Below are 13,095 nucleotides of genomic sequence, written 5' to 3' on the forward strand. Positions count from 1 at the left end.
AACTCCCACTGCCCGTCGGTGAGTTGCCTACGTGTCACACCCAGCGTCCTACCAGGTCCGGCCCCCGCACGGGACCAGAACCCGAGATTGATCACGACCGCACACAGGCCCTAGTCGCCGAGGTAGGCCCGTTGCGGCACGAACGCGGCGCGAGCTCGACGACGTGCCGGGCTGTGCAGGCGGGATCGACGGTCGGACTGCGCACGAAATCGGTGTGAGAGCGGGTGCGGAGGCCTCCGCGAATCCCCCTTCGCCTAAAGTCACTTCGTGCTCTTCGGAATGGTGTGTGCCCTGGCCGCGGCGCTCTGCTTCGGTACGGCGACGGTGTTGCAGGCGATCGCGGCGCGGGAGGCCGGTACGGGTGGGGGCGGCGAAGCCGCACTGCTGCTACGGGCGTTGCGGCAGTGGCGGTACCTGGCCGGGCTGGCCCTGGACGGACTGGGTTTCCTGTTCCAGATCGCGGCGCTGCGCTCGATTCCCATCTACGCGGTCAGCGCGGCACTGGCGTCGAGTCTGGCGGTGACCGCGGTGGTCGCGGCGCGCCTGCTGCGGGTGCGGCTGAGCGGCACGGAGTGGGGCGCGGTGGGCGTGGTGTGCGCCGGGCTCGCGATGCTGGGGGTGGCGTCCGGGCCGGAGGGGGAGCAGGAGGGTTCGGACGCCCTGAAGTGGGCCATGCTCGCGACGGCGGTCGGCATGCTGGTGCTCGCGCTGCTGGGCGGGCGGCTGACCGGGCGTATGCGGGCGCTGGTACTGGGTCTGGGGGCGGGTTTCGGATTCGGGGTCGTGGAGGTCTCGGTCCGCCTGATCGACTCGCTGCGGTTGGCCGATCTGCTCACCAACCCGGCGGCCTACGCCCTCCTGATCGGCGGCGCCGCCGCCTTCATCCTGCTGACCTCCGCCCTGCAGCGCGGCGCGGTGACGACGGCGACGGCCGGCCTGGTGATCGGCGAGACGATCGGCCCGGCGGCGATCGGCGTGATCTGGCTCGGCGACCGCACGCGGGAGGGCTTCGCCTGGCTGGCTGTGCTGGGGTTCGCGGTGGCGGTGGCGGGGGCGTTGGCGCTGGCTCGGTTCGGTGAGGCGCCAGTGGCGGAAGAAGCCTGAAGCCACCTCCTCGAACCTGCCACTCGCTGCATGCTCTTACACCGTCACTCCCCGTCCGCCGCAATCATGCCCACGCATTCGCCGAGCGCAGCGTGCAACGGCGGTACGAAGGCGGCGAGTTCGGCGTCCGACGCCTCCCCCGCCTCCAGTACGGCACCGACGAGAGCCACCAGGACGGCGGAGGCCTCCAGGGCGTGCGCGTCGGCCAGCGCCTCCAGAAAACCGCCGGGGCGCGCGACCACGAATGCCTCCTTGCCAGTGGCGGGGTCGACGCCGAGGCTGCGGAGGGGTGACGTCCTCATACGGCAGCCTCCCACGGGGCGTAGTAGCGCCGTTCTTGTTCGTCACGCTCGCGTTCCCAGACGGCGACGTAGGCCCGGACCAGCGGTAGACCGTCGGCGGCGATGACGTCCGTCGGGTACGGCCTCCTCCGACGCACGGAGGTGAGCCGGAACGCGGGAACGGACGGGCAGGCGATGAGGGGCGGCGGCATGTTGGCGCGGGGCGCTCCGCGGGAAGGCACGAAGAGGCTCAGGAATGCGGCCAGTAGGCTGCGCATAGGTCGACTCCTGTTCAGTCGGCTGAGGCCCCGGTGAGGAAGTAGCCGCTTCCCGTCGGGGCCGTTCTGCGTACGGATCCAACATAGCGTGGATAACCGTAGATAACCACGGATGCACAGAATGCCATGGTCACCCACGCTGAAGCTCATGGAGCTTGACCGCACGCGCCCGCTATGGCGCCAGATTGCAGCGGAGATCATCCGGCGCATCCAGGACGGCACGTATCCGCCAGGAAGTCGCGTGCCGTCCACTCTCGAAATCGCCCAGGAGTTCGGCGTAGTGAACGCGACGGCCGCGAAAGCCATGCGGCATGTACGGGAACAGGGCTGGACGCGGGGCGAAGTCGGACTGGGGACCTTTGTGGCCGACCCCCTGCCGCCCTCCCCTGCAACCCCCTAGCCCAGGGCGTTAGGGATTGAGGTCGCCATCGCGGTGTCGTCCAGGACGATGCGCATAGCATCGCTCACCGGGCAGCCGCCTGTGCCAGACGCCGGTCCAGCTCGCTGTCGAGGTCCCGTTCCTCAGAGGGAGTCGGCGCATAGCCGGTCCACTCCGTCAAGGCAGCGCGGGCCTGCTCGGCCCGCTCGGCCCGCTCAGCGGGGGTGAGCAGGGTTTCAGCGAGCCGGGCCAGGTAGGCACACAGCGACATACCCTCGGCTGCCGCTATGGCGGCGAGCCGGTCCCGTGCTTCCTCAGGGATACGGACATTGGCGTCAGGCACCTTCGGGCTCCTCTCCACCTTCCAAGGTACGGGTACGTACCCGTAGCCGGTTGCAGCACTGGTCGGCCGGACTCACCTCAGCCACCCTCAAGGCAACACCCTGCACAACGCCTCCAACGCCCCCGCCCACGCGCTGTCCGGCGGGGTGCCGTAGCCGACGACCAGGGCGTCCAGCGGCTCGGAGACGGCCTGTGGATGGCGGTGGAAGGCGAGGCCGTGCAGGGCCAGGCCCTGCCAGGTCGCTGCCTGGATCACCGACTGCTCGGTGCCGGGAGGCAGCCGTAGCACGGCGTGCAGGCCGGCCGCGATTCCGGTGACGCGCACCTCGGGTGCGCGGTCGGCGACGGCGGCGGCGAGGGCGTCGCGGCGGCGCCGGTAACGCAGGCGGGAGGAGCGGACGTGGCGGTCGTACGCGCCGGACACCATGAACTCGGCCAGCGTCAGCTGGTCCAGCGCTCCGCAGGTGTCGATGCGGCCCTTGGCCGCGGCCGCCTCCTCCACCAGGGACGGCGGCAGCGCCATCCAGCCGAGGCGCAGGCCGGGGGCGAGGGACTTGCTGGCGGTGCCGAGGTAGACAACCCGGTCGGGGTCGAGGCCCTGGAGGGCACCGACGGGCTGGCGGTCGTAGCGGAACTCGCCGTCGTAGTCGTCCTCCAGGACCAGGCCGCCGGTCCGCCGCGCCCACTCCACTACGGCGGTCCGCCGGTCGGGGTGCAGGGGCATGCCCATCGGGAACTGGTGGGCGGGGGTGACGAGTACCGCACCCTCGTCGCTCAACGCGCCCGTGTCGGTGCCCAGTTCGTCGTAGGGCAGCGCGGGTGTCGCGAGGCCCGCGCTCCTCAGCAGCCCCCAGTGGACGTCGAGCCCGTACGACTCCACCGCGACGGTCCGCACCCCGCGCCCCCGCAGCAGCGCCCCGAGGATGCGCAGGCCGTGCGAGAAGCCCGCGGTGATCATGATCGTGTCGGGGTCGGTACGGACGCCGCGGGCGCGGGCGAGGTAGCCGGCGAGGGCGGTGCGCAGTTCGGGTCGGCCGCGCGGGTCGCCGTAGCCGAGGGCGTCGAAGGGGGCGGTGGCCAGTGCGCGGCGGGCGGCCTTGAGCCACTCGGTGCGCGGGAAGGCGGCGAGGTCGGGACTGCCGGGGACGAGGCTGTAGACGGGGCGGCCGGGTTCGCGGCGCCGGGGTGCGGTGTCGGCCGGCGGGACGACGACCCGCTCCGCCACCTGCGTGCCCGAGCCCTGGCGGGCGGTGAGCCAGCCCTCGGCGACCAGGTCGGCGTAGGCCTCGGCGACGGTGTTGCGGGCGATGCCCAGGTCGGCGGCGAGACTGCGGGAGGACGGCAGCCGGGTGCCGGAGGCGAGGCGGCCGGTGCGGACGGCGCCCCGCAGCGCGTCGGTCAGACCGCGGCGCAGCCCGCTGGAACCGGCCGGTTCCAGGTGCAGGTCGACCCCCAGAGTGGCCCATGAATTCGCCATGGAAATGGACCATACCCCTGGGCATCCTCGCTCCTAGGGTCGAAGCCATGAGCACTGCAGAACAAACCGTCGAGTACGCCACCGAACAGGCCCCACGGCTCAGCTGGGCCAAGCACGCACCCGAGGTCTACAAGGCGATGATCCGCCTGGACGCGGCCGCGAAGCAGGGCCTCGACCCGGCGCTGTACGAGCTGGTGAAGATCCGCGCCTCGCAGCTCAACCACTGCGCGTTCTGCCTCGACATGCACACCAAGGACGCGCTCGCCGCCGGCGAGAGCGTGGAGCGGATCGTGCAGCTCAGCGCGTGGGAGGAGTCGCGGCACTTCTACACCGGGAAGGAGCTGGCGGCGCTGGAGCTGACCGAGGCGGTCACCGTGCTGACCGACGGCTTCGTGCCGGACGAGGTGTACGACCGGGCCGCCGCGCACTTCGAGGAAGCGGAGCTGGCCGGGCTGATCGCCGCGATCACGGTGATCAACGCGTGGAACCGGTTCGGCGTGACCACCCGGATGACCCCGGGCCACTACCGGCCGGGGCAGTACAGGTGAGCCGTACCCAGCTGCTGGACCGCGAGGTCGGCCTGGCCATGTCGGCGCTGAGCGCGGCCGCGAAGCAGGGCCTCGGCGATCCGGTCCTCGCCGAGCTGGTCATGATCCGCGCCTCGCAGCTCAACCACTGCGCGTTCTGCCTCGACATGCACCTCCGGGTCGCCCGCAAGAACGGCGAGTCGGAGGACCGCATCCAGTTGCTGAACGCCTGGGAGGAGGCCGAGGACCGGTACAGCGAGCGGGAGCGGGCCGCCCTGGCGCTGACCGAGGCGGTCACCGTCCTGACCGACGGCTTCGTGCCGGACGAGGTGTACGACACCGCAGCCAAGCACTTCAGTGAGGCCGAACTCGCCCATCTCATCGGCCTGATCACCGTCATCAACGGCTGGAACCGTCTCATGGTCAGCCGCCGTGTTCCGCCAGGGGGTTACCAGCCATGAGCAAGGTGGACGTGTTCCGCGCCCTGCACCGCAAGCGCGCCCAGGGCGATCCGCTGATCCTGCCCGGCCCCTGGGACGCGGCGAGCGCCCGGGTGTGTGTCGAGGCCGGGTTCCCGGCGCTGGCCACGCCGAGCGCGGGGGTGGCCGCCTCCCTCGGGTACGAGGACGGGGCGACCCCGGCCGACGAGATGTTCGCGGCGGTGGCCCGGATCGTGCGGGCGGTGGACGTACCGGTCTCGGCGGACGTCGAGGGCGGGTACGGGCTCGCGCCGAAGGAGCTGGTCGAGCGGCTGCTGGAGGCGGGCGTCGTGGGGTGCAACCTCGAGGACTCCAACGGGGGTGTCCTCAAGGACCCGCACGAGCACGCCGGGTACCTCGCCGAGGTCCGCTCGGCGGCCGCCGACCGGCTCTTCGTCAACGCCCGCGTCGACACCTTCCTCCACGGCGACGGCGATCCCGAACGGGCCATCGAGCGGGCCGCGTCCTACGTGGCCGCGGGCGCGGACTGCGTGTATCCGATCCTCGCCCCGGTGGACGTGCTGCCCCTGCTGCGGGCCGGGATCCAGGGCCCGCTCAACATGGTGGCCCGGCTGGACGGCGAGGGCCCCGCGCCCGCCGTGCTCGGCGAACTCGGGGCCACTCGCGTCACGTTCGGGCCGGGACTCCAGCGGCGCGCCGCTCAGGCGCTCCGCGAGATCGCCGACGGCCTCGCGAAGTAGGGCAGTTCAGGACAGCCACTTCTTCCACACGGAGGGGTGGCTGTCCACCCACTTCTTCGCCGCCTCCTCGGGCGAGAGCTTCTGGTCGGCGATCATCAGGGAGACCTGGTTCTGGTCCTCGGTCGTCCACCGGAACTTCTTCAGGAAGGCCGCCGCCTTGCCGCCGGACCTGGCGAAGTCCGCGTTGAGGTACTTCTGCAGCGGGGTGTGCGGGTAGGCGCAGGCGACCTTGGCCGCGTCCGCGTCGCAGCCCTCCTTGTACGGCGGCAGCGTCACCTCCGTCATGGGGACCTTCTTGAACAGCCACTGGGGTGAGTACCAGTAGGTCAGGAAGGGTTTCTTGTCCTTGGCGAACTGCTTCATCTGGGTGATCTGGGCCGCCTCGGAACCGGCGAAGACGACCTGGTAGTCCAGCTTCAGGTTGTTCACCAGGGCCTTGTCGTTGGTGACGTAGGACGGGGAGCCGTCCATCAGCTGGCCCTTGCCGCCGCTCTCCGCGGTGCGGAAGAGCGGGGCGTACTTGTTCAGGTTCTTCCAGTCGGTGATGTCCGGGTGCTGCTGGGCCAGGTACGTCGGCACGAACCAGCCGATGTGCCCGGTCACCCCGAGGTCGCCGCCGCGGGCGATCGTCTTCTTGTCGGTGACGTACCGCTTCTCCTGGTCCGGGTGGCCCCAGTCCTCCAGGATGGCGTCGACCCGGCCCTGGCTGAGCGCGTCCCACGCGGGCACCTCGTCCACCTGGACGGTGTCGACGCGGTAGCCCAGCTTGTGTTCGAGGAGGTACTGGGCGACGGCCACGTTGGACTGCGCGCCCACCCAGGACTGCACGGACAGGGTGACCGTCTTCGCGCCCTGGGCGTTCGCGAACGGCGACGCCTGCTTGGTCATGTCGGCGGCGCCGCAGCCGGTGGTCAGGCCCAGGACGGCGACAGCGACGGGGACACCGACGGGGACAGTCGTACGGAATCGCATGTCACGCTCCCTTCTTCGCGCGGCGTTCGGTCGGCTGGGTCACCCGGTCGAGCATCAGGCCCAGGCAGACGATGGCCGCGCCGGCGACCAGGCCGGTCGCCAGGTCGCCCTGGGCGAGGCCGAAGGCGACGTCGTAGCCGAGGGCGCCACCGCCGACCAGACCGCCGATGATGACGACGGCGAGGACCAGGACCACGCCCTGGTTGGCGGCGAGCAGCAACGACCTCCGGGCGAGCGGGAGCTGGATCTGCCACAGCTGCTGACGGCCGGTCGCGCCGAGCGAGCGCGCCGACTCCAGCGCGGCCGGGTCGACCTGGCGCAGGCCCTGCGCGGTGATCCGGACGACGGCCGGGAGGGCGTAGACGACGGCCGCGGCGACGGCGGGCGCGCGGCCGACGCCGAACAGGGCGACGACCGGGATCAGGTACACGAACTGCGGCATGGTCTGGAAGACGTCCAGGACCGGGCGCAGCGCCCGTTCGACACGGTCGCTGCGGGCGGCCGCGATACCGGTGGCGAAGCCGAGGACGAGGGTGACGGCGACGGCGGCGAGCACCTGCGACAGGGTGTCGAGCGAGGGCTCCCACACCCCGAGCACGCCGATCGCGGCCATGGCGAGGACGGCGGTCAGCGCGGTGCGCCAGGTGCCGATCAGCCAGGCCAGCGCGGCGACCAGGAGCAGCACCGCCCACCAGGGCAGCCACTGCAGGCCGCTGCGGACCGGGTCCAGGATCCAGGTGGTGAAGTGGCCCGCCCAGTCGGCGGTGCCGCCGACGACCGGGACGCCGGAGTAGAGGTGGGCGGTCATCCAGTCGACGGCGCGGTTGACCGGTTCGGCGATGTCCAGGTTCCAGGAGCCGGGCCAGTCGAGGGCGCCGAGCAGGCGGGCGGCCAGGGCCACGGCCACGGTGACGGCCAGGGCGTACGGCCGGCCGATGGTACGAGGCCGGGGGCTGCCGTCCCCGGCGGCTCCCGCGGCTGCGGTGACGCGGTCCAGGACGACCGCCAGCAGCACGATCGGGATGCCGGCCGCGAGGGCCGCGCCCACGTCGACGGAGGCGAGGGCCTGGTAGACGCGGTCGCCGAGGCCGCCGGCGCCGATGACGGAGGCGATGACGGCCATGGACAGCGCCATCATGATCGTCTGGTTCAGGCCGAGCAGGAGTTCCTTGCGGGCCAGCGGGATACGGGCGGTCAGCAGCCGCTGGCGGGCGGTGGCGCCGAGCGACTCCACGGCCTCCAGGACTTCGGGGTCGGCGCCGCGCAGGCCCAGCGCGGTGAGGCGGGCCATCGGCGGGGCGGCGTAGACGACGGTGGCGAGGACGGCCGCGGGGACGCCGATGCCGAAGACCAGGACGACGGGGAGGAGGTACGCGAACGCCGGGAGCACCTGCATGGTGTCCAGGACCGGGCGCAGGGCGCGGTCCATGCGGTCGGAGAGGCCGGCGGCGAGGCCGAGCAGGGTGCCCACGGCCACGGAGGCGAGGACGGCGGCCACCATCAGCGCGAGGGTCTGCATGGTGGGCACCCACATGCCGAGCGCGCCGCAGGCCAGGAACGCGATCGCCGTGCCGGCGGCCAGGCGAACACCGCCGAGGCGCCAGGCCACGAGGGCGCCGAAGGCGGTGACGCCTGCCCAGCCTGCGGCGAGCAGGGTGAGGTAGACGACGCGTACGGCCAGTACGACGGCGTTGCTGATGTAGCCGAAGAAGTAGAGGAACAGGGGGTGGCTGTCACGGTTGTCGATCACCCAGTTGCTGGCGGTGGCCAGGGGCTTGGAGAGATCGACGGTGAGCGCGTGCGGCCAGGCGTTGCTTCCCCAGCGGCTGTTGACCAGGGGTACGAGGATCGCGGCGAGCGCGGCCAGGGCGAGGAGCTTGGCCGCGGCCCGGTTTCTCAGGAAGCCCGGGATCGCTGTGCCGGCGGTCGGGACGGTGAGCGTTGCCATCAGACGTCCTCCGGGCTGGTGCGGGGCCGGGGCGGGGTCACTCGCCGGCGCTTGCCGGGTGCCGCCATCGGCGGGACGGGCGCCGCCCCAGCGGCACGACTGTCCGCAGCCGCGTCGGCCTTGCTGCCCGCGGCGACCTCGGCAGCGCCGTCCGCAGCCGCCTCCGCACGACCGCCAGCCGCTTCCGCAGCGTCCCCGCCCGCGGCTGCGTCGGCACGACCGTCCTCGGCGACCGCGGCATCGCTGTCCGCAGCCACGCCGGCCCGACCGCCCGCCGCCTCTGCAGCTTCGCCGTCCGCAGTCGCGTCCGTACGACCGCCCGCCGCTTCCGCAGCATTCCCGCCCGCGGCCGCGTCCGTACGACCGCCCGCAGCCACGCCGGCCACCACGTCCAGCAGCTGCTCGTGGCCGACGACGCCGACGCACTTCCCCTCGTCCATCACCCGGGCCGGAGCGCCCGCTCGGGCCACGGCCTCGATGGCCTCGGCGACCGGGGCGTCGGGGCTGACCGCGGGGCCGGTGCCGACCTCCTGGGGGTGCGCGGGGCGCATGGCCGTGCGGCAGGTCACGACCTGCTCACGCGGCACGTCGCGGACGAACTCGCGGACGTAGTCGTCGGCCGGGGAGGAGACGATCTCCTCCGGGGTGCCGAGCTGGACCACGCGGCCGTCGCGCATCAGGGCGATGCGGTCGCCGAGCTTGAGCGCCTCGCTGAGGTCGTGGGTGATGAAGACCATCGTGCGGCCCTCCTCGCGGTGCAGCCGGACCACCTCGTCCTGCATGTCCCGGCGGATGAGGGGGTCCAGCGCGCTGAAGGGCTCGTCGAACAGCAGCACCTCGGGGTCGACGGCGAGCGCGCGGGCGAGACCGACGCGCTGGCGCTGGCCGCCGGAGAGCTGGCCGGGGCGGCGCTTCTCCATGCCCTCCAGGCCGACCTTGGTGACGAACTCGGCGGCCCGCTCACGCCGTTCGGACTTTCCGACGCCCTGGATCTCCAGGCCGTAGGCCACGTTGTCCAGGACCGTGCGGTGCGGGAGCAGACCGAAGTGCTGGAAGACCATCGCTGCGCGGTGCCGGCGCAGTTCGCGCAGGCGGGCCTTGTCCATCGCGCGCACGTCCTCGCCGTCGATGGCGATGGTGCCCGCCGTCGGCTCGATCAGCCGGGTCAGGCAGCGCACCAGGGTGGACTTGCCGGAGCCGGACAGGCCCATGACGACGAAGACCTCGCCCTTGCGCACGTCGAAGGAGACGTCCCGGACGGCGGCCGTGCAGCCGGTGCGCGAGCGCAGGTCGGCGGGGGCCAGCGTGCTGAGTTCCGGGTCGGCCGGGACGCGGTCGGCCTTGGGGCCGAAGACCTTCCAGAGGCCGTTCACCGAGAACACGGGCGACTGAGTGGTCGTACTCATCACGCACCACCTCCGATCAGGTCGACGGCTTTCTCCCCGACCATGAGCACCCCGATCATCGGGTTGACGGCGGTCATGGTCGGGAAGACGGAGGCGTCGGCGATGCGTATGCCGTCGAGGCCGCGGATCCTCAGCTCGGGGTCCACCACGGCGAGTTCGTCGTCGGCGCCGCCCATCTTGCAGGTGCCGGCGGGGTGGTACACGGTGTGGGCGACCTTGCGGGCGTACTCGCTCAGCTCGGCGTCGTCCACGACCTCCGGGCCCGGGCAGACCTCGCGCTTGAGCCAGCCGGCGAGCGGCTCGGCCTCGGCGATCTCGCGGGCGATGCGGATGCCGTCGACCAGGGTCCGGGCGTCGTAGTCGTCCTCGTCGGTGAAGTACCGGAAGTCCAAGGCCGGCTTCACGGACGGGTCGGCGCTGGTCAGGTACAGGCGGCCGCGGCTCTTCGGCTTGGGGATGTTGGGGGTCATCGAGACGCCGTACTGCGGGCGCTCGTAGCCGAGGCGCTCGGGGTTGTCCGTGAACGGGATCTGGTAGAAGTGGAACATCAGGTCCGGGCCCGCGCGTTCGGGGTCCCGGCGCACGAACAGGCCCGCGTCGGAGTCCATCGCGGAGTTCTCCGGGATCGGTCCGTGGGTCTCCCAGACGATGACCGACTCGGGGTGGTCGAGCAGATTCTCGCCGACGCCCGGCAGGTCGTGCACGACGGGGATGCCGAGCGCCTCCAGGTCCGCGCGGGGGCCGACGCCCGAGTGCATCAGCAGCCGGGGCGAGTCCACGGCGCCCGCGCACAGCAGGACCTCGTTCCGGGCCCGGATCAGCAGTTCCTGGCCGTCCTCGGTGCGCACGTGGACGCCCTCGGCGCGGGTGCCGTTCAGCTCCAGCTTGTGCGCCCAGGTCTCCAGGAAGATGCGGAGGTTGGGGCGCTCCTCCATCACCGGGTGCAGGTACGCCACCGAGGCGGAGGAGCGCTTGTTGTCCTCGGGGTGGTAGGCGAGGTCGAAGAAGCCGGCGCCCTCGGTGAACGGCTTCTTGTTGAAGCCCTCGACGAGGGGCACGTCGAGGGCCGCCCGGGCGGCGTCCACGAAGTCGCGGGCGATGGCGTTCCGGTCCTTCTCGTCCACGGTGACGATGTTGTTGAGGAGGCGGGCGTAGTAGGCCTCCATGGGGACGGCGCCCCAGCCCTTGGCGCCGGCCGCCTCCCACTCGTCCCAGTCGGACGGGAGCGGCTTGAAGGAGATCAGGGTGTTGTGGGAGGAGCAGCCGCCGAGGACGCGGGCCCGGCTGTGCCGGATGTGGGAGTTGCCGCGGGGCTGTTCGGTGGTCGGGTAGTCGTAGTCGAGGTCGCCGCCGAGCAGGCCCATCCAGCGGCGCAGGGTCAGCACGTCGTCGCGGCCGACGTCGCTGGGGCCGCCCTCGATGACGGCGACGGTGACGTCGGGGTTCTCGGTGAGGCGGGAGGCGATGACCGAGCCCGCGGTGCCGCCGCCGATGACGACGTAGTCGTAGAGGTGAGGGGTGTGGGACATGGGGGTGTTACTCCAAAAGACTTGCTGTGTACGGCAGTCGGGGATCAGCCGGCGAACCAGCGCACCGGTTTCGGCGCGAGGTTCTGGTAGACGTGCTTGGTCTCGCGGTACTCGGCGAGCCCGGCGGGGCCCAGCTCGCGGCCGACACCGCTCTTTCCGAAGCCGCCCCACTCCGCCTGCGGGAGGTAGGGGTGGAAGTCGTTGATCCAGACGGTGCCGTGGCGCAGACGGCCGGCGACGCGGCGGGCGCGTCCGGCGTCGGTGGTCCAGACGGCGCCCGCGAGGCCGTACTCGGTGTCGTTGGCGAGGGCGACCGCCTCGTCCTCGGTGCGGAAGGTCTCGACGGTGAGGACCGGGCCGAAGACCTCCTCGCGTACGACCCTCATCTCCCGGTGGCACCGGTCGAGGACCGTCGGCTCGTAGAAGTAGCCGGTTGCGGGCCGCTCGGCGGACGGTTCGGGACGCCTGCCGCCCGAGCGCAGCACCGCTCCTTCCTCCAGCGCCGACTGCACGTACGCCTCGACCTTGGCGCGCTGCTGCTCGGAGACCAGCGGTCCGCACTCGGCGCCCTCGGCCGTGCCCCGGCCGAGGCGGATCCGGGCGGCCCGCCGGGCGAGTTCGGCGACGAACCGCTCCCGCACGCTCTCCTCGACGATCAGCCGGGCACCGGCCGAGCAGACCTGGCCGCTGTGGATGAAGGCGGCGTTGAGGGCCTGGTCGACGGCGGTGTCGAAGCCCTCCTCGGTGGCGCAGGCGTCGGCGAAGACCACGTTGGGGTTCTTGCCGCCGAGTTCGAGGGCGACCTTCTTGACGGTCGGGGCGGCCGCCTGGGCGACCTTGGTGCCGCTGACCAGGCCGCCGGTGAAGGAGATCAGGTCGACGTCGGGGTGCTCGGCGAGGCGGGCACCGACGGTGTGGCCGGGTCCGGTGACCAGGTTGGCGACTCCGGCGGGCAGACCGGCCTCGGCCAGCAGGTCGATCAGCGCGATGGTCGTCATCGGGGTGATCTCGCTCGGCTTGATCACGAAGGTGTTGCCGGCGGCGAGGGCCGGGGCGATCTTCCAGCTGGCCTGGAGCAGCGGGTAGTTCCAGGGGGTGATGAGCGCGCACACGCCGACGGGCTCGTGCACGACGACGCTGTGGATGTCGGGGGAGCCCGCGTCGACGACCCGGCCGGGGGCCTCGCCGGCGACCAGGTCCGCGAAGTAGCGGAAGGCGTCGGCGACACAGTCGATGTCGATGCGGCCCTCCTCGGCGGTCTTGCCCGCGTCCCTGCTCTCCAGCAGGCCGAGTTCCTCGCGGTCGCGTACGAGGAGGTCGGCGACGCGGCGCAGCAGGGCGGCGCGCTCGCCGACGGGGGTGCCGGGCCAGGGGCCGTGGTCGAACGCCTGCCGGGCGGCCGCCACGGCGCGCTCCGCGTCCTTCTCGTCGCCCTCCGCGACCACGGCGAACGGCCGGGCGTCTGCGGGGTCGAGGATCTCGCGCGTCGCGCCGGAGCCGGCTTCCAGCCACTCGCCGCCCGCGTGGATGGTCGCCCGGGCCTGTCGTTCCGTTCTGTCCGCCATGATCGGTATTGCCTTCCGTTCCTGTTCAGTGCCCCTGTGTCACAGTCGTGTCACAGTCAGGGACCGTGTCCGCCTGCCCCACCCCTCCGATCACATGCGCAATCGAT

13 protein-coding genes and 1 pseudogene are annotated in these 13,095 nt (G+C 72.0%); 5 read left to right on the plus strand and 9 right to left on the minus strand.

Features of this window, described 5'->3' with window-relative positions:
• Window positions 1-279: 279 nt before the first annotated feature.
• Window positions 280-1,104, plus strand: a complete 825-nt coding sequence (locus ACIRVH_RS30620; RefSeq protein ID WP_403960262.1) for a DMT family transporter — start codon at window positions 280-282, stop codon at window positions 1,102-1,104.
• A 44-nt stretch (window positions 1,105-1,148) separates the two neighbouring features.
• On the opposite strand, the gene ACIRVH_RS30625 is transcribed toward ACIRVH_RS30620, so the two are convergent.
• Entirely contained in the window at window positions 1,149-1,406 is a 258-nt protein-coding gene (locus ACIRVH_RS30625; RefSeq protein ID WP_403959794.1) for a hypothetical protein, read from the minus strand.
• On the minus strand, window positions 1,403-1,663 hold the full coding sequence (locus ACIRVH_RS30630) for a hypothetical protein (RefSeq protein WP_403959797.1): 261 nt from the start codon (window positions 1,661-1,663) through the stop codon (window positions 1,403-1,405). Before ACIRVH_RS30630 ends, ACIRVH_RS30625 begins: the two co-directional genes overlap by 4 nt.
• Window positions 1,664-1,811: 148 nt before the next feature.
• On the opposite strand from ACIRVH_RS30630, the gene ACIRVH_RS30635 reads away from it, so the two are divergent.
• A complete protein-coding gene (locus ACIRVH_RS30635; RefSeq protein WP_403959799.1) occupies window positions 1,812-2,063 on the plus strand; it encodes a GntR family transcriptional regulator in 252 nt (83 codons plus the stop codon).
• Window positions 2,064-2,127: 64 nt separating this feature from the next.
• On the opposite strand, the gene ACIRVH_RS30640 is transcribed toward ACIRVH_RS30635, so the two are convergent.
• Together ACIRVH_RS30640 and ACIRVH_RS30645 are read right to left on the minus strand one after the other, a co-directional pair.
• On the minus strand, window positions 2,128-2,385 hold the full coding sequence (locus ACIRVH_RS30640; RefSeq protein WP_403959802.1) for a hypothetical protein: 258 nt from the start codon (window positions 2,383-2,385) through the stop codon (window positions 2,128-2,130).
• A gap of 87 nt (window positions 2,386-2,472) precedes the next feature.
• Window positions 2,473-3,861 carry a PLP-dependent aminotransferase family protein gene (locus ACIRVH_RS30645; RefSeq protein WP_403959805.1) on the minus strand — a complete coding sequence of 463 codons (1,389 nt, stop codon included), beginning with the start codon at window positions 3,859-3,861 and terminating at the stop codon, window positions 2,473-2,475.
• 47 nt (window positions 3,862-3,908) lie between these two features.
• Between ACIRVH_RS30645 and ACIRVH_RS30650 the strand changes: the two genes are divergently transcribed.
• The 3 genes from ACIRVH_RS30650 to ACIRVH_RS30660 are packed head-to-tail and all read left to right on the plus strand — an operon-like array spanning window position 3,909 to window position 5,568.
• Window positions 3,909-4,409 (plus strand): carboxymuconolactone decarboxylase family protein, encoded by a 501-nt coding sequence (locus ACIRVH_RS30650; RefSeq protein ID WP_403959807.1) that lies wholly within the window; start codon window positions 3,909-3,911, stop codon window positions 4,407-4,409.
• A 38-nt stretch (window positions 4,410-4,447) separates the two neighbouring features.
• A complete protein-coding gene (locus ACIRVH_RS30655; protein WP_403960264.1) occupies window positions 4,448-4,849 on the plus strand; it encodes a carboxymuconolactone decarboxylase family protein in 402 nt (133 codons plus the stop codon).
• Window positions 4,846-5,568 (plus strand): isocitrate lyase/phosphoenolpyruvate mutase family protein, encoded by a 723-nt coding sequence (locus tag ACIRVH_RS30660; RefSeq protein WP_403959810.1) that lies wholly within the window; start codon window positions 4,846-4,848, stop codon window positions 5,566-5,568. Before ACIRVH_RS30655 ends, ACIRVH_RS30660 begins: the two co-directional genes overlap by 4 nt.
• 6 nt (window positions 5,569-5,574) lie before the next feature.
• Here the strand turns inward: ACIRVH_RS30660 and ACIRVH_RS30665 are convergent, their stop codons facing one another.
• The 5 genes and pseudogenes from ACIRVH_RS30665 to ACIRVH_RS30685 all read right to left on the minus strand — a co-directional run bounded on the left by ACIRVH_RS30665 (window position 5,575) and on the right by ACIRVH_RS30685 (window position 12,988).
• Window positions 5,575-6,540 carry an ABC transporter substrate-binding protein gene (locus ACIRVH_RS30665; protein WP_403959813.1) on the minus strand — a complete coding sequence of 322 codons (966 nt, stop codon included), beginning with the start codon at window positions 6,538-6,540 and terminating at the stop codon, window positions 5,575-5,577.
• Between the two features lies 1 nt (window position 6,541).
• Complete coding sequence (locus ACIRVH_RS30670; protein ID WP_403959816.1) at window positions 6,542-8,488, minus strand: ABC transporter permease; 1,947 nt, start codon at window positions 8,486-8,488, stop codon at window positions 6,542-6,544.
• Between the two features lie 373 nt (window positions 8,489-8,861).
• Window positions 8,862-9,894: pseudogene (locus tag ACIRVH_RS30675) on the minus strand (glycine betaine/L-proline ABC transporter ATP-binding protein); the annotation flags it as partial.
• The gene (locus tag ACIRVH_RS30680) at window positions 9,894-11,423 is read right to left on the minus strand and encodes a GMC family oxidoreductase (RefSeq protein ID WP_403959819.1); all 1,530 of its coding nucleotides are present in this window, start codon (window positions 11,421-11,423) and stop codon (window positions 9,894-9,896) included. The gene ACIRVH_RS30680 and the pseudogene ACIRVH_RS30675, both read right to left, overlap by 1 nt.
• A gap of 44 nt (window positions 11,424-11,467) precedes the next feature.
• Window positions 11,468-12,988 (minus strand): aldehyde dehydrogenase family protein, encoded by a 1,521-nt coding sequence (locus tag ACIRVH_RS30685; RefSeq protein WP_403959821.1) that lies wholly within the window; start codon window positions 12,986-12,988, stop codon window positions 11,468-11,470.
• Between the last annotated feature and the right edge of the window lie 107 nt (window positions 12,989-13,095).

It is taken from the genome of Streptomyces sp. NPDC101165 (genome assembly GCF_044768135.1).
Taxonomy (GTDB): domain Bacteria; phylum Actinomycetota; class Actinomycetes; order Streptomycetales; family Streptomycetaceae; genus Streptomyces.